16 protein-coding genes are annotated in these 19,887 nt (G+C 74.2%); 5 read left to right on the top strand and 11 right to left on the bottom strand.

What is annotated here, in order from left to right:
• The first annotated feature begins 24 nt into the window (after positions 1–24).
• The gene (locus HD595_RS46870) at positions 25–708 is read left to right on the top strand and encodes a 4'-phosphopantetheinyl transferase family protein (protein WP_253773189.1); all 684 of its coding nucleotides are present in this window, start codon (positions 25–27) and stop codon (positions 706–708) included.
• Here HD595_RS46870 and HD595_RS25570 read toward each other — a convergent pair.
• From HD595_RS25570 to HD595_RS25590, 5 genes are read right to left on the bottom strand one after another with little or no spacing between them, the layout of a single operon-like run.
• Positions 671–1,831, bottom strand: coding sequence for an acyl-CoA dehydrogenase family protein (locus tag HD595_RS25570; protein ID WP_253773191.1), 1,161 nt, complete (start codon positions 1,829–1,831; stop codon positions 671–673). The two genes, HD595_RS46870 and HD595_RS25570, sit on opposite strands and share 38 nt — an antisense overlap.
• Positions 1,832–1,835: 4 nt before the next feature.
• Positions 1,836–5,777: an SDR family NAD(P)-dependent oxidoreductase gene (locus tag HD595_RS25575; RefSeq protein WP_253773193.1), complete on the bottom strand. Its 3,942-nt coding sequence runs from the start codon at positions 5,775–5,777 to the stop codon at positions 1,836–1,838.
• The gene (locus tag HD595_RS25580) at positions 5,774–10,483 is read right to left on the bottom strand and encodes a type I polyketide synthase (protein WP_253773195.1); all 4,710 of its coding nucleotides are present in this window, start codon (positions 10,481–10,483) and stop codon (positions 5,774–5,776) included. Before HD595_RS25580 ends, HD595_RS25575 begins: the two co-directional genes overlap by 4 nt.
• A 53-nt stretch (positions 10,484–10,536) precedes the next feature.
• Positions 10,537–11,355, bottom strand: coding sequence for an ABC transporter permease (locus HD595_RS25585; RefSeq protein ID WP_253773197.1), 819 nt, complete (start codon positions 11,353–11,355; stop codon positions 10,537–10,539).
• A complete protein-coding gene (locus HD595_RS25590) occupies positions 11,345–12,181 on the bottom strand; it encodes an ABC transporter ATP-binding protein (RefSeq protein WP_253773199.1) in 837 nt (278 codons plus the stop codon). Before HD595_RS25590 ends, HD595_RS25585 begins: the two co-directional genes overlap by 11 nt.
• A 179-nt stretch (positions 12,182–12,360) precedes the next feature.
• Between HD595_RS25590 and HD595_RS25595 the strand changes: the two genes are divergently transcribed.
• The 3 genes from HD595_RS25595 (at position 12,361) to HD595_RS25605 (ending at position 15,217) form a co-directional block, all read left to right on the top strand.
• Entirely contained in the window at positions 12,361–13,041 is a 681-nt protein-coding gene (locus HD595_RS25595) for a phosphotransferase (RefSeq protein WP_253773202.1), read from the top strand.
• Positions 13,042–13,081: 40 nt separating this feature from the next.
• Complete coding sequence (locus HD595_RS25600) at positions 13,082–13,621, top strand: DUF1707 SHOCT-like domain-containing protein (protein WP_253773204.1); 540 nt, start codon at positions 13,082–13,084, stop codon at positions 13,619–13,621.
• A 423-nt stretch (positions 13,622–14,044) separates the two neighbouring features.
• Complete coding sequence (locus tag HD595_RS25605) at positions 14,045–15,217, top strand: acyltransferase family protein (RefSeq protein ID WP_301309597.1); 1,173 nt, start codon at positions 14,045–14,047, stop codon at positions 15,215–15,217.
• Here the strand turns inward: HD595_RS25605 and HD595_RS25610 are convergent.
• Positions 15,212–15,706 carry a luciferase domain-containing protein gene (locus HD595_RS25610; RefSeq protein ID WP_253773208.1) on the bottom strand — a complete coding sequence of 165 codons (495 nt, stop codon included), beginning with the start codon at positions 15,704–15,706 and terminating at the stop codon, positions 15,212–15,214. The genes HD595_RS25605 and HD595_RS25610 overlap by 6 nt on opposite strands.
• A gap of 190 nt (positions 15,707–15,896) precedes the next feature.
• On the opposite strand from HD595_RS25610, the gene HD595_RS46070 reads away from it, so the two are divergent.
• Entirely contained in the window at positions 15,897–17,180 is a 1,284-nt protein-coding gene (locus HD595_RS46070; RefSeq protein ID WP_308211233.1) for a helix-turn-helix transcriptional regulator, read from the top strand.
• 29 nt (positions 17,181–17,209) lie between these two features.
• On the opposite strand, the gene HD595_RS25620 is transcribed toward HD595_RS46070, so the two are convergent.
• Genes HD595_RS25620 through HD595_RS25640 form a run of 5 tightly spaced genes read right to left on the bottom strand, consistent with a single transcriptional unit; the run spans position 17,210 to position 19,832 of the window.
• Positions 17,210–17,533, bottom strand: a complete 324-nt coding sequence (locus HD595_RS25620; protein WP_253773210.1) for a YciI family protein — start codon at positions 17,531–17,533, stop codon at positions 17,210–17,212.
• Between the two features lie 16 nt (positions 17,534–17,549).
• Positions 17,550–17,909: an ester cyclase gene (locus tag HD595_RS25625; protein ID WP_253773212.1), complete on the bottom strand. Its 360-nt coding sequence runs from the start codon at positions 17,907–17,909 to the stop codon at positions 17,550–17,552.
• Between the two features lies 1 nt (position 17,910).
• Entirely contained in the window at positions 17,911–18,357 is a 447-nt protein-coding gene (locus HD595_RS25630; protein WP_253773214.1) for a MarR family winged helix-turn-helix transcriptional regulator, read from the bottom strand.
• Positions 18,314–18,895, bottom strand: coding sequence for a PepSY domain-containing protein (locus HD595_RS25635; RefSeq protein WP_253781312.1), 582 nt, complete (start codon positions 18,893–18,895; stop codon positions 18,314–18,316). Before HD595_RS25635 ends, HD595_RS25630 begins: the two co-directional genes overlap by 44 nt.
• Positions 18,825–19,832 (bottom strand): helix-turn-helix transcriptional regulator, encoded by a 1,008-nt coding sequence (locus HD595_RS25640; protein WP_253773216.1) that lies wholly within the window; start codon positions 19,830–19,832, stop codon positions 18,825–18,827. Before HD595_RS25640 ends, HD595_RS25635 begins: the two co-directional genes overlap by 71 nt.
• Positions 19,833–19,887 lie beyond the last annotated feature (55 nt).

The following is a 19,887-nucleotide window of genomic DNA, read 5'->3' on the forward strand; positions in this document are numbered from 1 at the left end:
CTGCCACTCCCGCACCGTCCGCGTGTGGAGCCCCTCGCGGGGGCCGAGGTGTGGAAGGCGCGGCTCGACCGGCCGGTGCGCGACGGGTGGCGGGGCTGGCTGTCGGCCGCCGAGCGGGAGCGTGCGGCGGGCTTCGCCGACGCGGGGGAGCGCCGCCGGTACGTGGTGGCGCACGCCGCGCTGCGGTCCGTGCTGGGCGGGCTGTGCGGCGTGCCGCCCGCAGACGTCCGGATCACCGCCGAGAAGTCCGGCCGGCCGTGCCTGGAGGACCACGACGGCGTCGACTTCAACCTGTCGCACTCCGGCGAGTGGGCGCTGGTCGCCGTCGCCCCGCCCGGCACGCGCGTCGGCGTGGACGTCGAGCGGATCCGCGCCGACCTCGACCACGTGGAGCTGGCCCGGCGCATGTACCAGCCGGAGGAGGCCGAGCGGGTGCGCGAGCGCGGCCTCGCGGAGTACTTCCGGCTGTGGACCGCCAAGGAGGCGTACGTCAAGGCCACCGGCGCCGGGCTGGCCGGCCTGCGCGGCTGCCTGGTCACGGACACGGTGACGGGCTGCTGGGTCACTGACATGGGAGAGGGGAGCGCGACGGTCTCGTCGCGCTCCCCCGACCAGGAGGCGTGGCCGGTGCGGTTCCTCGACGTGGCCCCCGGCTACGCCGCCGCCCTCGTCACGACCGCTTGGACACCGGCACCACGTACCGGGTGAACACCAGGTCCCGCAGCACGTCGTCGCCGCCCTCGACGATCGAGACGTACCTCATGTCGCGGGCCAGCTTGCCGATGACCGACTCGTGCGTGTACCCCAGCCCGCCGAACATCTCCGACGCCGTCGAGGCGATCTGCCAGCCGGTCTGCCCGCAGAACATCTTCGTCGTCAGCGCCTGCTTCAGCGTGCCCGTGCGCAGGAACTCCTCGCCCGCGTCCGGCCGGGCCGCGATCGCGTCGTACGCCCGCGCCGCGGCCAGGCACTGGTTGGTCATGACCTCGATCTGCATCTCGAACTGCCCCAGTCGGGAGGCGAACACCGCGTTGGCCGTCAGCGGCGCCCCCTTCACCGACTTGGCCTTGCCGTAGTCCATGCACACGTCGCGGATGCGGCGGGCGACGCCGAGCGCCGTGGTGGCGATGAGGATGCGGCTGGCGTTCAGCCCCACCTCCAGCAGGCGCAGCCCGTTGCCGCGCAGCACGTTGGCCGCCGGCACGCGCACGCCCGACAGCGACACCTGGTAGGTGGCCGACGAGCGCAGCCCGATGACCTCCCACCGCTTGTCCACGGTGACGCCCGGGGTGTCGCGCGGGACGAGCACCGCCAGGTAGCCCGACGGGTCCTCCTGGCTGCGCGCGATCACCACGAGGAACTGCGCGAAGCCCGTGTTCGTGGAGAACGCCTTCTGCCCGTCGAGGACGACCGTGTCGCCCTCGACCCGGGCCGTCGTCGTCATGCGGGCCAGCTCGCTGCCCGCCGCGTGCTCGCTGCCCAGCGTGGCGGCGAAGCCGTTCTCCGCCACCAGCCGGCCGAGATGCCGCTCCTTCAGCTCCTCCGAGCCGTACCAGGTCACCATGCTCGTCGTCAGGATCGGGATGAACAGCGTGAACGCCACGCCGGCGTCGTGGTAGGCCAGCTCACTGGTGATGCGGACGCTCTCCTCCAGGCCGAGGCCGAGCCCGCCGTGCTCCTTGGGCAGCCACCAGTTGGCCAGCCCCGTCCCGGCGAAGCGCTCGTACAGGGGCAGCGGCGCCTCGGCCAGCGAGTCGAGGTAGGCGTCGTTGCCGGTCAGCTCGCGCCGGGCGAAGCCCTGGACCGCGCGCAGGTACTCGGGCTGCTTCATCGGCTCACTCCTGCTCGTCGCGCGCGTCGAGCAGCTCGGCGAGCTGGCGCACCGTCGGGCACTCCAGCAGGCCGGTGACCGGCACGGACGCGTTGAGTTGCTTGCGGACCCGGGTGGTGAGCTCGATCGCCAGCAGCGAGTGGCCGCCGAGCTCGAAGAAGTTGTCCAGCGCGCCGATCGGCTCGATGCCGAGCACCCGCGACCAGATCGCGGCCAGCGTCGCCTCGGTGCCCTCGCGCGGCTCGACGTAGGCGTTGTTCAGCTCCGGCCGCGGGTGGCGCTCCTGGTCGTCGTCATCGTCGCCGGCCTCGTGGATGTCGCCGGTGACCCACTGCGCCAGCCGCGCCTCCAGCGGGCCGGTCGAGATGACGAAGTGCCCGGCCCGGTCGGCCGCCGACAGCGCCCGCTCGAACACGCCCACACCCTCGGCCGGGGTCATCGCGTAGTCGATGACCGCGCCGCTGTGCCCGGCCACCCGGTCGGGGTCGATGTTCCAGGTGTCCCAGTCGACGGTCACCCACCGCCCCGCGCCGGCCGTGCGGGCCGCGCGGACGTAGGCGTCCAGCGCCGCGTTGGCCGCCGCGTACGGGGCGAGCGTCATGCCGCCCAGCACCGACGCGATGGACGACAGCGTGATGCGCCGGTCGGGGCACTGCTCGCCGAGGACCTTCTGCAGCACGTGGAAGCCGGTCACCTTGGCCGCCAGGTGCGCGTCGCACTGCTGCCGGTCCATCAGGTGCGCGAAGTTGAAGTACGCGCCGTCCTGCACGCCCGCGCCGTGGACCACCACGTCGATCGCGCCGAAGCGGGCCACCGCCTCCGTCACGACCGCGCGCATCGCCTCCTCGTCGGCCACGTCGGCCGACAGGGCGAGCACCGTCGCGCCGCGCGCCTCCAGGTCGCGGACGTTGGCGATGTGGCGGGCCGTGCGGTGCGCCCCGGGCGGCACGTCCGCGAGGAAGGCGTCCCACTCCTCGCGCGGCGGCAGCGCCGAGCGGGCCGTGAGCACCAGCCGGCAGCCGTACGTGCTCGCCAGGTGCCGGGCGAGCACCAGGCCGACGTCGCCGAGACCGCCGGTGATGAGCACGGTGTCGCCGTCGCGGAACCCGCGCTCCTCGGGGGCGGGCTCGTCCACCGGGTACTGCCGGTAGTCCCGCAGCCACGTCTCGCCCGCGCGCAGCGCCACCGGCCCCTCGTGCGGGCAGACCGCGGCCGCCAGCACCTGCTCGGCCAGCGCCGCCGGGTCCCGGCCCGGCTCGCCGCCGTCCACATCGACGCTGCGGCAGCGCAGCCGCGGGTTCTCCTGCTGGAGGCTCGGCGCGAGGGCGGCGAGCGTGGAGTGCTCCGGGTGGCGCAGGTCGGCGCCGGAGACGCCCACCGCGTACGAGGTGAGCAGCACCAGCTCGGCCCGCGGCGCCGAGCCCGTGTTGTCCACCAGCTCCCGCGCCAGCGACAGCGCCGAGTAGAAGCCGCGGGCCTGCTCGGCCGTGAAGTGCTCCACCGGGTCGGCGCCCGGCGCGGCCTCGGGGCTCGCCAGGCTGAAGCCGTGGACGATCGCGCGCGGCGCGGCCACCAGGGAGTAGAACAGCTCGGCCACGTCGTCGGCCTTGCCCGGCCGGATCGTGAAGTCGCCGCGGTCGTCCTGGCCGAACCGGTCGCCGGCGCGCACCGCCGTCACCTCGGCGCCGGCCCGCGTGAGCCGCTCCACCAGCGCCTCGCCGCGCTCGTCGCCGGAGAGCACCAGCCACGGGCCCGCCAGGCGCAGCCGCTCGTCCAGGCCCGCGAGGGGCAGCGGGTGCGGCCGCCAGGTCGGCAGGTACGTCCAGTGCCGCAGGTCGAAGTCCTTGCCGGGGCCCTGCCGCTGGGCCTGGGCCTGCGCCGCCGGGTTCGGCTTGATCCAGAACCGGCGGCGCTGGAACGGGTAGGTCGGCAGCTCCACGCGGCGGCCTTCGCCGCCGTGCAGCGCCGGCCAGTCGATCGCCGCGCCCGCCAGCCACAGCCGCGCCACCGCGGCCAGCAGCCACTCGGCGGCCGGGGCGTCGCCGTCCGGCGCGACCACGACCTCCTCGACGGCCTGACCGGCGCCCTCGCCCTTCAGCACGTGGACGCCCACCCCGGCGAGCCCGTCGGCCAGCGCGCCCAGCGCCTGCTCCCGGTCCCCGCCCGCCGCGGACACCGGCGCACCGGCCGACGGCGAAGCGACCTTCGCCGGGCTTGACGGGGAGGCGGCCCTCGCGGCGCCCGACGGGGACGCGCCCGGCCGCAGGACGGCGTCCACGGCCGCCCGCAGCTCCGCCCACCAGGCGTCCGGCACACCGGAGTCCGGGACGCTCAGCCGCACCTTCGGGTTGCGCCGCTGCGTCTTGCCGCCGATCCACCGCGACGGGTCGCCCAGCGCGGCCACCGCGTCGTCCCGGTCACGGCACACCACCGCGCGCCGCAGCGCGAAGCCGCCCCGCGACACCTGCAGCGTGAACGCCACGTCGGCGAGATCGTCGCCGCCCTCCTCCGCGAGCTCCGCCAGCTCCGCGAGCTCCGCGAGGTGCGCCCGCAGCCGCTCGCCCACGTCCGTGAGCGCCTGCTCGTCGGCCGCCGAGAACACCAGCAGGTGCGGCCCCGGACGCGCCGGACGGTCCGGTCGCGGCGGCGCCTGCTCCAGGACGACGTGCGCGTTCGTGCCGCCCAGCCCGAACGAGCTGACGCCCGCCCGGCGCGGATGCGGCCCCGCCGTCCACGGCCGGTGCTCCTTCAGCACCGTGAACCGGTCCTGCGCGCTGGCCAGGGCGGGGTTCGGCGTCTCGTAGTCGGGGGTGCCCGGCAGCAGCTCGTGCCTGAGCGTCATGGCGGCCCGCATCAGCCCGGTCACGCCGGAGGCGCGGTCGAGGTGGCCCAGGCTCGGCTTCAGCGAGCCCAGCACGCACGGCGTCTCCCGCGTCTGCGCGAACACCCGGTTCATCGCCGCCAGCTCGATCGAGTCGCCCAGCATCGTGCCGGTGGCGTGGCACTCCACGTAGCCGACCGTGTCCGGTTTGACCCCGGCCACGCCCAGCGCCGACTCGATCACCTCGGCCTGGCCGTCCACGCCCGGCGCGGTGTAGCCGGCCCGCAGCCGGCCGTCGTTGTTGGCCGCCGACCCCAGGATGACCGCGTGGATCACGTCGCCGTCGACCAGCGCGTCGGACATGCGCTTGAGCGCCACCACGCCGGCGCCGCTGCCCATCACCGTGCCGCTCGCCTCGGCGTCGAAGCTGCGCACCCGTCCGTCGGGCGACATGATGCCGCCCTGCTCGTACAGGTAGCCGGACGGTTGCGGCAGCGGCGTGAACGCGCCGCCCGCCACGGCGATGTCGCACTCGTACGTCAGCAGGCTCTGGCATGCCAGGTGCACCGACACGAGCGAGGTCGAGCAGAACGTCTGCACCGACACCGCCGGCCCGCGCAGCCCCAGCTTGTACGACACCAGCGACGCCAGCGAGTCGCGCTCGTTGCCCACGGCCATGAGCAGCGCCCCGCCCGGCTGAGCGGTGAGGTGCTGGATGTTCTGCACGATGTAGTCGGGGAACCCGCAGCCGCCGAAGACGGCCACCTGGCCGGGCACGTCGGTCGGGCAGTAGCCGGCCGCCTCCAGCGCCTCCCACGAGCACTCCAGGAACAACCGGTGCTGCGGGTCCATCGTCTCGGCCTCGCGCGGGTTGATGCCGAAGACGGTCGCGTCGAAGCGGTCGAGGCCGTCGAGCGGGCCGCCGACGCGCACGTACCGGGGGTCGGCGAGCCGGCCGGGCTCGACCCCGGCCTCCCGCAGCTCCTCGTCGGTGATCGCGCGCAGGCCCTTCACGCCGGCGAGCAGGTTCCTCCACAGCTCGCCGACGCTCGCGGCGCCCGGGAAGCGCCCGGACATGCCGATCAGCGCGACCGCGGAGTCGTAGTCGGTTCCGTTGTCGGTCATGAGGCCCTTCCTCTGAGCATGGTGCGGCGCTGGGCGATGCGGGAGCGCTGCTGGTCACGGGCGTCGGCCGGTTGCTCCTCGGGCTCCTGGCCGGCGCGGGCCGCCTCCGCCAGGGAGGCGATGGTGGGCGCCTGGTAGAGGATGTGCGGCGGCAGGTAGGCCAGCTCCAGCGCCCGCCTGACCTCGGCGATGATCTCCATGCCGAGCAGCGAGTTGCCGCCGAGCTCGAAGAAGTTGTCGTGCACGCCGACCTGCTCCAGGCCGAGCGCCTCGGCCCACACGCCGGCGATGGTCTCCTCGGTGGGCGTCTGCGGCTCGACGTACGCGGTGGACAGGTCGGGCCGGGGGTGCCGGCCGAAGGCGTCGCGGATCTTCTTGACCGTGGCCTGGTGGCTCTCGATCGACGACCTCCGGCTCATCGCGACGAGCGGCGCGAAGTCCTGCGTGGAGGCCACCACGTGCCGCTCGCCGCTGGCCAGCACCCGCAGCAGCGTCTGCCAGCCCTGGTCGAAGGTGAGGCCGAAGTTCTCCCGGTACCACGTGAAGTACTGCTTGGAGCCCTCGTCGTAGTTCTCCAGGCCGTCGGTCCAGCCGTTCCACGTCCACTCGCACCAGTCGACCGAGGTGACGTGGACGCCGGGCAGCTCGTCGCTCAGCGCGAACGCGTCGAGGAAGGCGTTGGCGGCGCAGTAGTCGACCTGGCCGGCGCCGCCGCCCGTCGCCGAGGTGGTGGAGGAGTAGAGGGCGAGGAAGTCGACCGGCACGTCCCGCAGCACCTCGGCCAGGGCCAGGGTGCCGCCGACCTTGGGGGCGAGGACGCGTTCGACGTCGGCGGCGGTCTTGAACTGCATGAGGCCGACCGCGGGCACGCCCGCGCAGTGCAGGACGCCGTTCAGCTCGCCGTACCGGTCGAGCGCGGCGTCCACCGCCCGGCGCGCGTCCTCGACGCGCGACACGTCGCCCGCGACGGTGACGACCTCGGCGCCGGCCGCCTCCAGCCGGAGCAGCCCTTCCAGGCGGCGGCGCACCTCGGCGGCCGTGCCGTCGGAGGCGAGGATCGCGTTCCACTGGTCGCGGGGCGGCACGGGGGTACGGCCGAGCAGCACGAGCCGGGCCTGGAACTGCTCGGCCAGCCGCTCGGCCATGGCCAGGCCGATGCCGCCGAGCCCGCCGGTGACGATGTACGCGCCGCCGGGCCTGACCCGGGCGACCGGGGGGTTCTGTTCGATGACGGAGGCGTCGAGGGCCTCGTAGTCGGGGATCCAGCGCCCGCCGCCGCGCAGGGCGACGACCTGGTCGGCCGGTTCGGCCCGCAGCTCGGCGAGCAGCGCCCCGCCGGACAGCCCGTCCGGCTCCACGTCGATGAGGCGGGTGGTGACGCGCGGGTACTCGACGGGGATCAGCCGGGTCGGGCCGAGCAGCGTGCCCCGCGCCGACGCCACCCGGTCGCCGGGGTGGACCTTCTGGCTGCCGGTGGTGACGATGTCCAGCGACCAGCCCGGCAGGCCCAGGTCGCCCGCGGCCTTGGCCAGGCCGACCAGCGTGTGCAGGCCGCGCTGGAGGCAGTCGGGCGTGGACTGGCCCGGGTCGGCGCACCACAGGTGGACGATCCGGTCGGGCACCCGGTCGGTGGCGGCCAGCTCGCGCAGCGCGGCCAGCGCGTCCTCGGGGGAGCCGGGCCGTACGGTCAGCCCGTCCGGGCCGGCGGAGAACGCCTCGCCGGGACGGACGGTCACGACCTCACGGCCGGTGTCGCGCAGGTGCGCGAGCAGCGGCGCGGCGACCGCGTCGGCGGCCCCGCCGGAGGTGTAGAGCAGCCAGCGGGCGGCCTCGTCCTCGCGGGGCGGCCGGAGCGTGGTCTGCCGCCAGACCGGGGTGTGGATCCAGCGGGTGTCGGGCAGCCGCGGGTACGCCCTGGCGATGCTGGTCGGGTCGCTCTCGTCGAACACCGGCGTGCCGCCGGAGGAGCCGAGGGCCGACTCGTCGATCTCCAGCCAGTACTCCTGGTGCTCGAACGGGTAGGACGGCAGCGGCACGCGGCCGGGGGCCCAGCCGGTGTCCTCGTGCAGGGCCGCCCAGTCGACGGCGACGCCGGTCAGCCAGAGCCGGCCGACGGCGGTGGCGAGCGCCGCGCCCGCGTCCTGCGGGTCGTTGGCGCCGGGCAGCGTGGTGACGATGAGCGGCCACTGCGCGCGGTCGCACGCCGGGTGGCCGCGGGTCAGCGCGCCCAGCGACTGGCCGGGGCCGATCTCGGCGAGCGCGAGGTCGGCGATGCCGAGCACCTTCTCCAGCGCCGCCCCGAACTCGACGGTCTCGCACATGTGCCGCGCCCAGTAGCCCGGGTCGGTGACGACCTCGGCGGTGGCGAGCTCACCGGTGACGTTGCTCAGGTACGGCAGCGCGGGCGGGTTCAGGGTGATGTTGTCGCTGATCCAGGCGGTCAGCTCGGCGGCCACCGGCTGGAGCATCCGCGAGTGGAAGGCGTGCGTGGTCTCCAGCCGCCGGTGGCCGATCTTCAGCTCGCGCAGCGTGGCCATGGCCGCCTCGACGTCCTCGGCCGGGCCGGCGAGGACCGTCTGGGAGCCGGTGCGCACGGCCACGTCCAGCCGCCCGCCGTACAGGTCGCCGAGGACCGTGCGCAGCCGCCGCTCGTCGGCGGAGATCGCCAGCATGGCGCCCTCGGGCTGTGAGGTGATGAGCTTGGCCCGGTAGGCGACCAGCCGCAGCGCGTCGGGCAGCGACAGCACGCCGGCCAGGCACGCCGCCACGTACTCGCCCAGGCTGTAGCCCACCATGATCTCCGGGGTGACGCCCCAGCGGATGAGCTGCCGGGCCAGCGCGTACTCGGCGACGAACACGGCCGGCTGCACCAGGTGCGCCTCGGTCGCGGAGAGCGGCGCGGCGGGCGCGGCGCGGCCCAGCAGCCGGGCCAGGTCGCCGGCACCGGCCCCGGCGCCCCGCTCGGCCGGGGTGAACACGTCCGAGAGCTGCGCCGCCTCGGTCAGCCCGAGCACGGCCAGGCACTCGTTCACGTCGGCCCGGAAACCGGGCTCCTCCGCGTACAGCTCGGCCACCATGCCCGGGTACTGCTCGCCGACCCCGGCGATGAGGAACCCGGTCCGGCGGCCCACGGTCGCGTCGTTGCGGCCCAGCGCCGCCGCCGGGTCGGCGAGGCGGGCCGCGGCCTCCTCCGTGGTGCCCGCGACGACGAACCTGCGGTGGTTGAACACCTTCCGCCCCACCTGCAGCGTGTACGCGACGTCGCCCAGGTCGTCGGCCGTGTCCGTGAGCCGCTCGGCGAGCCGGGCGGCCGAGCGGTCGGCGGCCTCGGCCGAGCGGGCCGAGAAGGGCAGGATCTGCCACCGCCGCGCGCGGGGCCGGCGCGGCTCCGGCTCGGGCGCCTCGGTGACGATGACGTGCGCGTTCGTGCCGCCCATGCCGAGGGAGCTGACCCCCGCGATGCGCGGCCGTTCGGCGGCGCGCGGCCACGGGGTGACGTCGGCGGTGACGCGGAACGGGCTGTTGACGAAGTCGATCTCCGGGTTGGGCGAGCGGTAGTGCAGGGTGCCGGGGATCAGCTCCTTGCGCAGCGACTGCACCACCTTGATCAGGCCGGTGACGCCGGAGGCGCGGTCGAGATGGCCGACGTTCGGCTTGATCGAGCCGAGCACGCAGTACTGCCGGTCCGGGGTGGCGCCGAACGCGCGGGTCAGCGCGGCCACCTCCATCGGGTCGCCGACCTCGGTGGCGGTGCCGTGCGCCTCGACGTACGAGATGTCCGTCGGGTCGACGCCGGCCCGCTTGATCGCGGCGGAGACGCAGCGGCGCTGCCCGTCCACGCTCGGCGCGAGATAGCTGAACTTCATCGCGCCGTCGTTGTTGATGGCCGAGCCGCGGATGACGGCGAGCACGGTGTCGCGGGCGGCCAGCGCGTCGGGCAGCCGCCTCAGCATGACCACGGCGGCGCCGTCGCCGAACATGCTGCCGCGCCCCTCGGCGTCGAACGTGCGCACGTGCCCGTCGGGCGACTCCTGGCCGCCCTCCTCCCACAGGTAGCCGATCCGGTCGGGGATGCGCACCGACACGCCGCCCGCGATCGCCATGTCGCACTCGCCCCGCCGCAGGCTCTCACTGGCCAGGTGGACGGCCACCAGCGAGGTGGAGCAGAACGTCTGCACGGCCACGCTCGGGCCGTCCAGGTCGAAGCGGAAGGAGACGTTCGTGGCCAGCGCGTCCTTGTCGTTGCCGATCATCAGGGCGGAGGTGTCGATGCCCATCTCGAACGCCCTGAGCCGGGTCAGCAGGTAGCCGCTGATGTTCATGCCGGCGAACACGCCCACGCTGCCCCGGCCCTCGGATGTCGCGTACCCGGCGGACTCCAGGGCCTCCCAGACGCACTCCAGGAAGATGCGCTGCTGCGGGTCGGCGAGCGTGGCCTCGCGCGGGTTGTAGCCGAAGAAGCCGGCGTCGAAGCCCCGGATGTCGTCCAGGATGGGCCGCGAGCGGACGTAGTTCGGCTGCTGGAAGGTGGCGGGGCTCACGCCGGCGCTGATCAGCTCGTCGTCGGTGAACCTGGTGAACGACTCGACGCCGGTGCTGATGTTGCGCCAGAACGTCTCGACGTCGGCCGCGCCGGGGAAGCGGCCGGACATGCCGATGATCGCTATGTCGGCCTCGCCCGCTGGATGGTGCTGGTCCATCAACATGCCCCTCTTCACTGGAGTTGCCTTGCCGTTCGCTTCATGGGGGCCGCCTCGTGTCACATGGGCCCGCCGCGGCCCCAGCCGCGGGCGAGCCGGCGGGCGGCGAACGCGCCGGCCACCAGGCCGATCGCCAGCAGGACCGCGGCGGGCGGCACCGCGCCCGCCGCGTCGCCGCGTACCGCGGCCTGCATCATGCTCAGCGCCCAGTAGCCGGGCGAGACGTGGGCGGTGAGCTGCGCCCACTCCGGCATGATGCTGAGCGGCACCAGCGCGCCGCCCAGGGAGCTGAGCGTGAGCGCGCCCACGTCCGAGATGACGCTGAGCTCGCCGTGGCTGCGCACCACCGTGGCCAGCAGCGCGCCGATCGCCAGCAGCGCGAACGCCCAGATCATGATGGCCAGCAGCACGTACACCGGGTTGGGCGGCACGGGCAGGCCGATGGCCAGGCAGCCGTAGACCAGCAGGACCGTCTGCTGGACGACCATCACCACGAACAGCGGCAGCGTCTTGCCGACGAGCAGCTCCGCGGCCCCGGCCCTGCTCACCTTCAGCCGGTCCCAGGTGCGCCAGGTGCGCTCCGACAGGATCGAGTTGCCGACCAGGGAGATGGCGAACACCGAGAACATCACCATCAGGCCCGTCGCGACCTGGGCGGCGCCGCCGTCCACCGCCCGCACGTAGAGCGGCTTGAGCACCAGCATCAGCACCATCGGCATGACGATGTAGCTGATCATCTGCCCCGGGTCGCGCAGGCGCAGGGTGGCGTTGTGCCGGGCCAGCGCGCCGATCCGGTACGCGGCGTCGAGCAGGCGCGAGGTGCGGGCCGGGGCGCCGGCCGGGCGGGTGGAGTCGCGGGGCGCGGAGTCAAGGAGCATCGTGGACCGCCAGGGAGCGATAGAGGTCGTCCAGGGACGGGTTGCGCACGTCCACCGCGCTGATCGGGCGGTCGATGCGGCGCAGCAGATCGATCAGGGTGACGGTGGGCTCGGAGGTGGAGACGCTGACCTCCTCCCGGTCGGCGAGGGTCACGCGCACCTCGCCCGGCAGGTCCTTCAGCAGTTCCTCGCCGGTGCCGCGGGCGATGACCCGGCCGCCGCGCGCCACGGCGATCGTGGCCTGCAGCTCGGTCAGCTCGGGCAGGTAGTGGGTGGTGTAGACGACGGCCGCGCCCTCGCCGGCGCGCTGCTTGACCACGTCGAGCATGGCCTGCCGGGTCTCCAGGTCGGCGCCCGCGGTCGGCTCGTCGAGCAGCAGGAGGGCCGGGCGGTGGACGAGCGCGCTCGCCGCCTGGGTGCGGCGCTGCTGGCCGCCGGAGAGCTTGCCGGCCCGCCGGTCCATGATGCCGCCGAGGCGCAGCACGGTGCTCAGGTCCTCGACGGCCTCGCGCAGCGCGGCCCGCCGCAGGCCGGCGAGCCTTCCGTACAGCTCCAGGTGCTCGCGGACGGTGGCCGACGGGTACAGGGCGATGTGCTGCGGCGCGACGCCCACCTCGCCGCGGGTGGCCGAGGGCGGCCTGCCGTCGATGGTCACGTGACCGCCGTCCGGGCGGATCAGGTACGACACGATCTCGACGAAGGTCGACTTGCCCGCGCCGTTGTGCCCGACGAGCCCGACGATCTCGCCGGCGGCCACGTTCAGACTGAACCCGTCCAGGGCCTGGATGGTGCCGTACCGTTTGACGAGATCGGTTGCGACCAGCAACGTGTCACCTCCTCAGCCACCCCACAATTGATGGAGTTAGGCGGATAAGTGCGGCAAACCTATGTTCCCTTGCACGATAGCGACGGATATCGCGGCGCCTGATGGCCAGTAATGACCGGCAAAACCGGCCAATTACCAGACGCTTCGCGTATTCCATTTGACGTTCTAATCTGACTGATATGCACGCAGGCTCGTTGATCGCGGCCGGACTCGACTGCGACATCTTCCAGGCTGGGCCCGGTAAGATCATCCGGCGCGCCCGCGAGGGCCGCAGCCTCGAACGCGAGGCGTCGGTCATGAGGCACGCCTGGCGCAACGGCTTCCCCGTGCCCCGGGTCTTCGACGCCGACGGTCCCGACATCCTCATGGAGCACGTCGAGGGGACGAGCATGCGGCAGGAGGCGGCCGAGCGGCCGGAGCGGATGCCCGAGCACGGGCGGCTGCTCGGCGAGCTGCTGCGGCGGCTCGCGGCCGTGCGCGCGCCCGGCTGGCTCCAGGCCGCCGACGGCTGCCCCGGCAACCGGCTGCTCCACCTCGACCTGCACCCGGCCAACGTCCTGCTCACCGCCGACGGGCCCCGGGTCATCGACTGGGCCAACGCCGCGCGCGGCGCGTCCGGCGCGGACACCGCCTGCACCTGGCTCATCCTGGCCGCCGCGCCCGTGGACGACCCGGCCGTGGCGGCGGGGCGCGAGGGGCTGCTGGCGGGGTTCCGCGACGCCGCCGACGTCGAGGCCGCGCGGCCGTACCTGCGGGTGACCGGTGAGCGACGGCGCGCGGACGGCAACGTCACCGCCGAGGAGCGGGCGGCGATCGATCGCTTCCTGACCCGCGAGGCCCCCGAGCCCGCGGGGGAGTAGACGGGCAGCACGACAGGCGACACCCGGGAAGGCGGGGACGATGGACGAGCGGCGCGAGGCATGGACCTCCGACGGCGACCATGAGCGCGGCTTACGGACCTCCGACGGTGACCGGGAGCGGGGGGTGCGGTCCTCCGACGGCGGCCGGGAGCGTGGCGTGCGGGCCTCCGACGGCGATCGGGAGGCGGCCGCCGAGCGGCTGCGCGTGGCGGTGGAGGAGGGCTGTCTCGACCTGGGGGAGTTCGACGAGCGGATCGGGCTCGCGTACCAGTCGGTGACCCGCGGCGACCTGGCCGAACTGCTCGCCGACCTCCCGGACGCGTCCGCGTCCACGTCCGCATCCGTGCCCGCCCCCGCGGGCCGCCCGCCCGGACGGGCTCCCTTACCCACCCTGCTCAAGGTCCTGTGGGGCATCTGGAGCGTGGCCCTGGTGGTGAGCGTCGTGAGCTGGGTCGTGGAGGCCGTGTCCGACCCGTGCCCGGTGGACTTCTCGCCCGGCGGGCTGGTGGGGCCCGGGATCGTCCTGCTCATCGCGACGGTGGTCACCCGCCGCCGCGCCACCCCTCCTCAGACGGGCTGACCCTTGACCGAACGCCACCCCACCGCGGCTTCCGGCTCCTTCCCGGCCTCCCGCGCCCCCTCGGGGCTCGGCTCCTTCCCGGCATCGCGCGCCCCCTCGGGGCTCGGCTCGTTCCCGGCTTCCGACGCCCCCTCGGGGCTCGGCGCCGCGCGGCCGTCCGGCTCACGCCGGGCTCGCGCGGCGCGACCGGCTCCGGCGCCGCGTCCCGACCCGGCGCCGCGCCCCGTGCCGGCTCCTCGCCCCGCCCCGGCGCCGCGGCTCACGCCGCTGTCCGGCCCCGCGCCCGCCTCCCCGCCCCTTCCGCGTCCGCGCACGGCTTCGGAGGCGCCGCGCGTCCTCGATGCGGTACGCGGTCCCGAGGGGCAGCTCGCGCCAGCCCCCGGGGCGGCGTCCCGAGGCGAGGGCACCGGGCGGCGGGCGGAGTTGGACTTCGTGCGGGTGCTCGTGGTGGTCGGCCTCGTGCTGTTCCATTCGTCGCTCGTCTTCGACGCCAGCGACGACTTTTACGTGAAAAATCCGGAAACCACTGGTATAACCACAATTTTCGCTGGATTCGGCGTTTTATGGGCGATGCCGCTGCTGTTCCTCATCGCCGGTTTCGGCGCCTGGCACTCGCTCCGCCGTCGCGGCCCCGGAGGGTTCGCCCTGGAGCGGCTGCGCCGCATCGGCGTCCCCCTCGTCTTCGGCACGACCGTGCTCGTGCCCGTGCCGCAGTGGCTGCGGCTGCGCGCCGACCCGGCGTACCACGAGTCGTACCTGGAGTTCCTGCCGCGCTTCTTCCACATCCGGGTGGAGCCGTGGGAGTTCCCGTTCGTGCTCCAGGGCGACAGCTTCGAGACGGGTCACCTGTGGTTCCTCCTCCTGCTGCTCACGTTCGCGCTCATGCTCGCGCCCGTGGCGCGCTGGTTCCCGGCCTCGCGGGCGCGCGCGCTCGGCGAGAGGCTGGCGGCGGTCGGGCGGCGGCGCGGCGCGGCGCTGCTGCCCGCCCTTCCGCTGGCGCTGGTCAGCGCCGTGCTGGGGCTGGAGGAGGAGTACGCCGGCTGGAGCCGCTGGGCGTACCTGCTGTTCTTCTGCTACGGCGTGGTGCTCGCCTCGGACGGGCGGCTGCGGGACGCGCTGCGCCGCGACACGCGCGCGGCCGTGGTGTGCGGGCTGCTGCTGCCGGCGGTGGGGCTGCCGTTGTTCCTGGTCGCGGAGGGTGACGCGTTCACGGAGCTGACCCCGATGGCGATGACGGCGCGCGCCCTGTACGGGGCGGCGGGCTGGTGCTGGCTCGTGGTGATCATGTCTCTCCTCCAGCGCCGCCGCCCGGCCTCCGGGGACGTGACGTCCGGCGGCGGGTCGGGGCGGCGGCTGTACGCCTACCTGTCGGAGGGGGTGCTGCCCCTGTACGTGCTGCACCAGCCGATCGTGGTCGTGGTGGCGTTCTGGGTGGTGCGCTGGCCGGTGCCGGGGCCGGTCAAGTTCGTGGCGATCGTGCTGGTGTCGCTGGTGCTGATTCTGGCGGCGTACGACCTGCTGGTGCGGCGGGCGGAGGTGACGCGCTTCCTGTTCGGCATGCGCCCGGCCCGCCGCCGCGCGAGCCGGCCGTCATAGGGGCCCCGGCTCCGCCGATCGGAGCGGCCTGCCGGTGGCGTACCGGTAGGACGAGGCGACGACCGTCTTGGCCACCTCCAGCTCGCCGGCTGTGCGAGGGCCGTAGAGCATCACCACGTTGACGGTCGGCGAGTACAGCGGATGCCGCTCGCCCCAGCCCTTGGCGACGAGTTCGTCCTGGTCCTCCCGCGACAGGGCGACGTGCAGGCTGCCGTCGCGGTGGATGTGGGCGAACTCGGCCACCAGGCGCGGGGGCAGCAGCACCGCGCCCTGGGGCGGACGGGCATCGCGGGCCAGGAAGAAGGCGGTGGATCCGGGCTCGGAGATCTCGCTGGGCCTGATCTCGGTGGACGGGAGCGCGGTGGCCATCCACCGCTCGAGCTGCCGGCGGATCTCGTCGGGGCTGTTCTGGGTGAGCTGGACGTGGGGCACCGAGGGGCCGGTGCGCGGGCGGTCGCCCGCGCGGGCGGGCAGGGTCATGACGGTCATCGGAAGGCTCCTCTCCGGGAAAACCGGCGGCGGCTCGGGGAAAACCGGCGGCGGCTCCGGGAAAGCCGGCGGCGGCGGACGAGGTCAGCCTGCTCGTCCGGGCCCGCCGTGCTCACCGTCCGTTCGAGCTGTTCCGGGCTGCCCGGACGAGCAGGGCCCCACCGGGTCAGGGGCGCTTAGCATGCGAGGCGTGGAGCTGTCCGATCCCCGTGCCGTGCTGGCCGCCGTGACCTCGGTGCTCCGGGCGCCGATCGGCGGCATCCTGGAGCCCCTGTCCGAGGTCCTGGCCGAGTTCCTGCCGCACCGGGCGCTGGCGATGCTCACCGGTGACTGCGCCAGGCATCCCCTGAGAACCCATGGCGAACAGCCGCTGGCCGGCCGGATCACCAGCGGCGAGCTGGCCCGCGCCGGCGCGGGCGTCGAGGTGGGCGAGCCATGGTTCGGCCACGCGCGGCTGGCGGGGGAGTCGCGCCTCGCGCTGATCGTCGCCTCCCGTCCGGCCGGTACGTCCGGCGCGCTCCTGGCCGTCGTGACGGACGGCGACGGCGTTCCCGGCCCGATGGCCCGTGACCTGGTCCGGCTGCTGTGGGAGCTGCTCGCGGGCCACGTGTCCGACCGGGGCGCGCGGTTGCCTCCCGCCGACCTCGCCGGCAGCCGGGTGGCGGCCGGTGAGCGAGCGCGGGTCATCGCCGAGCTGACCGACGCCCACGCCGCCACGCTCGCGTCGCTGCTGGCGACGTTGCGCAGCCGTACGCTCGGTGACGCCGCCGCCCGCGCCGCGGCCACGGACCTGGCGGTGTCGGCGCTGATCGAGCTGCGCGCCACCGGAGACCTCGACCGGTCGCTCAGCGAGCAGAGCGCCGGCGCGGCCTTCGACCGGCTCGCCGGCCGGCTCGCTCCCCTCACCCGGCACAGCGAGGTGGCTCTGGAACTGGTCGGCCCGCGCGCGGCGGAGCGCTCCATCCCGGCGGACGTCGCCCACGCCGCGCAGGCCGTCGTGCGCGGCTGCGTGGTGTCCATGCTCGAACACGAGGGCGTGCGCAGGATTCGCGCCGCCTGGGAGCTGGAGGAGGCGGCGCTGCGGGTCGTGGTCCGGGACGACGGACCTGGCGTGGCGACGGCCGACGACCCGCCCATGCGCCGTCTCACCGAACTGGCCACCGCCCTGGGCGGTCGCCTCACGCTCGACGCCGTCCCGGGCTGGGGCACCACCGTGACCGCCGCGCTGCCGCTCGCGCCGGCCGTCGCGGCCGGGCGCGCGCAGGGGCCGCTGAGCGCGCTCAGGCCCCGGGAACTGGACGTGCTGGAACGGCTCGCGCGGGGCCTGCGCAACCGCCGGATCGCCGAGGAGCTGAGGATCAGTGAGCACACCGTGAAGTTCCACGTGGCCAACATCCTCGACAAGCTGGGCGTCACGACCCGTACCGAGGCCGCCGCCCTCGCCCACGCCTCCGGCTTCCCCTCCGTCGCCTGATCGCCGACGGCCTCGGCCCCAGCCGCCCCTCAGGGGGCGACGGAGCGCACCCGAGCGCCGTCGGTCCCCAGCGGTTCCGCCAGCGCCGGGTGCACGCGTCCCGGATCGACCGTGATGATCGTGTACGCGGCGACCCCGGCCCGCACGAACGGGTCGCCGGCCGCGACCCGCTCCACGGCCGCCCGCTCGCCCCGCGCCAGGATGACGCCGCCGTCGTCCGACGGCACGGTCTGTCCCGACAGCAGGAAGATGCCCTCGCGGTGATGCCGTTCGAGGTAGGTCACGTGCGCGGCGACGTGCGGGGCGGCGTCGTCCTCGGTGCCGAGGTAGCGCAGGACCAGCAGGTGCAGCATGGTGTTCCCCTCTGACTCAGGTGGCTCGGGGGCGGCTCAGGGTGGACATGCCCCACAGCTCGGCGATGCGCCCGTCCCGTACGTGGAAGATCTCCAGCATCGCGGGCGGCGGCTGCCCGTCGCCGTCCGGTACGCCGCGCAGCGTGCTGCGCACGGCGACCCGGTCGCCGTCCACGAGCATGTCCTCGACCTCGGCCCTGATGCCGGGGAACCTGGCGCGCATCCCCGACCAGGCTCGCTTGACGCTCTCGGCGCCGACCGTGCCCAGCGGGTGGCTGACGAAGTCCGCCGCGAAGATCTCGTCGGCGGCGCTCACGTCCCCGGTGTTGAACGCCTCGTACATCCGCCGCGCGACGGCGCGCACCTGATCGGTCATCTCAGCCACTCCTGTCGTCGTACGTCCGGACGTTGGCGCGCAGCCGGGCCAGCACCCGCAGGACCGTCTCCTGGTCCCGTGGAGGGATGCCGTCGAGGAGCCGCGCCTGGTAGAGCCGGTGCGCGTCGGCGAGCCCGGCGGCCGTGCGCTCGCCCGCCGGGGTGAGGCGGGCGAGCGTGTAGCGGTTGTCCCCGGGGTCGAGGCGGCGGGCCACCAGCCCGTCGGCCTCGAACTCCTTGACCAGCCGCGTGACGCTCGCCCCGTCGAGCCCCAGGAAGCGCCGCAGGTCGCTGTGGCTGGTCTCGCCGTGGCGCCACAGCCGCATCAGGATCTGGAGCCGGGGCCGGCTCATGCCCACGTGGTCGGCGAACGCCTGGCGCACCTCCGCGTAGGCGCCAGTCAGCTCACGGAAGAACACGTCGTCCGGGGTGTCGTCGCTCTCCGCCATCGGCCGGCCCTCCCTTGGTGTCGCCAACTATTGTCAGCGTCAAGGGTTGCGATGTCAAAGAGAAATCAGCGGCGGGCGAGCCGGGCGCGCAGGCCGAGCAGGACGTCCAGCAGCAGGAACGCGGCCGGCGAGATCCCGGCAGCGGCACGAACAGGCCGGCCGCCACCGTCAGCGCCGCCGGCGGGACCAGCGCCCCGAGAGGGACGCCCTTCCAGGCCCCGCGCCGGTACGGCCGGCCGAAGCCGCGCGTGGGACGCCGCTGCGACCACATGAGGTAGCCGTACCCGATGAGGAGCATCAGCCCGGCGGCCAGGGCGGCCAGCACGATCTGGTTGGCCAGGCCGAACAGCCGGCCCATGTGCGCGTCGATCCCCCAGCTGGCCGGCTTGGCCGCGCACCGTGAGCCCTGGCACCGTGAGCCCTGGCCCCCGCGAGACCCTTGGTCGTGATGGCCCGGTGGGTCGGCTTCAGCCCGGGTCGGCGGCGAAGGCGAAGGCTGCGGCCCGGTCCCGCAGCAGGCCGGCGAGCTCGGGAGAATCGATCACCTCGAAGGGCCATCGCACCCAGAGCAGGCCGCCGGCGAGGACTTCGAGACGGACGTCGGCGATGCGCCAGTATGTCGCTGCCTGACCGGTGGGGGTCGTCGCCGGGGCGAAGTCGGTGGCGAAGCCACCCATGTACGCCTGTACCTGTTCGATCGGCGCGTGGATCAGGATCGTCGCTGTATGTTTGCGAGGCGGAGCCCCGAGCCGGCTGGTGACGAACGCAACCGGGTCGCCTCCGGGGACCTCCTGCGGCTCGAAGCGCACGCCCGTCGCTGATGCCCGCGTGATCCGATCGACGCGCAACACCCGCCAGCCACGGTCGAGGTCGCGGCACACGAGGAACCACCGGGTCTGCCGGGGCACCAGGGCGGCAGGCTCGACGTGGCGCGGGGACTCCCGTCCGGTGTCGGCACCCTCGGTGCTCATCACGAGCAGCTGGACCCGCTCCGCATCCCGGCACGCCAGCGCCAGGACTGCCAGCACGTCGGCGTTCATCGGAGCCGGATACGCGCCGGCCACCGCGTTCGGTGTGCCGCCGAGGGCGATCGAGGAGCGCAGCGCCCGTACCCGCCGACGCACCGCCGAGGGCATCACCTGCTCCATTTTGGCCAGGGCGGTGAGCGCGACCTCGCCCCCGCCGGCAGCGCCGTTGGCAGCCGACGAGGCGAGGGCGGCGGCCACGGCGAGCGCCTCATCCGGGGTGAACACCAGCGGCGGCAGGTCGCTGCCCGTGGACAGTCGGTAGCCGCCATCGGGACCGCGACGTGCCTCGATGTGATAGCCGAGGCCCCGCAGCCGCTCCACGTCCCGCCGGAGTGTGCGGCCGTCGACGCCGAGGCGGTCGGCGAGCTCGCGGCCGGTCCAGGACCGGCGGGCTTGCAGCAGCTCCAGCAGGCGCAGCGCCCGCTCGGTCGTGGTCTGGTCCGACATACTCGTCAAGCTAGCCGAAATGCGGGCAGAAAATGACCTAAACCGTCCCTAGGTT

The organism is Nonomuraea roseoviolacea subsp. carminata, assembly GCF_024172185.1.
In the GTDB taxonomy this organism is placed as follows: domain Bacteria; phylum Actinomycetota; class Actinomycetes; order Streptosporangiales; family Streptosporangiaceae; genus Nonomuraea; species Nonomuraea roseoviolacea.

Excerpts from the sequence above, each read along its gene's own strand:
- HD595_RS25580 (WP_253773195.1), bottom strand. The coding sequence starts at position 10,483 with ATGTTGATGGACCAGCACCATCCAGCGGGCGAGGCCGACATAGCGATC.
- HD595_RS25610 (WP_253773208.1), bottom strand. The coding sequence starts at position 15,706 with ATGACCGTCATGACCCTGCCCGCCCGCGCGGGCGACCGCCCGCGCACC.
- HD595_RS25620 (WP_253773210.1), bottom strand. The coding sequence starts at position 17,533 with ATGCTGCACCTGCTGGTCCTGCGCTACCTCGGCACCGAGGACGACGCC.
- HD595_RS25640 (WP_253773216.1), bottom strand. The coding sequence starts at position 19,832 with ATGTCGGACCAGACCACGACCGAGCGGGCGCTGCGCCTGCTGGAGCTG.
- HD595_RS25575 (WP_253773193.1), bottom strand. The coding sequence starts at position 5,777 with ATGACCGACAACGGAACCGACTACGACTCCGCGGTCGCGCTGATCGGC.
- HD595_RS25585 (WP_253773197.1), bottom strand. The coding sequence starts at position 11,355 with ATGCTCCTTGACTCCGCGCCCCGCGACTCCACCCGCCCGGCCGGCGCC.
- HD595_RS25600 (WP_253773204.1), top strand. The coding sequence starts at position 13,082 with ATGGACGAGCGGCGCGAGGCATGGACCTCCGACGGCGACCATGAGCGC.
- HD595_RS25595 (WP_253773202.1), top strand. The coding sequence starts at position 12,361 with ATGCACGCAGGCTCGTTGATCGCGGCCGGACTCGACTGCGACATCTTC.
- HD595_RS25630 (WP_253773214.1), bottom strand. The coding sequence starts at position 18,357 with ATGGCGGAGAGCGACGACACCCCGGACGACGTGTTCTTCCGTGAGCTG.
- HD595_RS25570 (WP_253773191.1), bottom strand. The coding sequence starts at position 1,831 with ATGAAGCAGCCCGAGTACCTGCGCGCGGTCCAGGGCTTCGCCCGGCGC.
- HD595_RS25625 (WP_253773212.1), bottom strand. The coding sequence starts at position 17,909 with ATGACCGATCAGGTGCGCGCCGTCGCGCGGCGGATGTACGAGGCGTTC.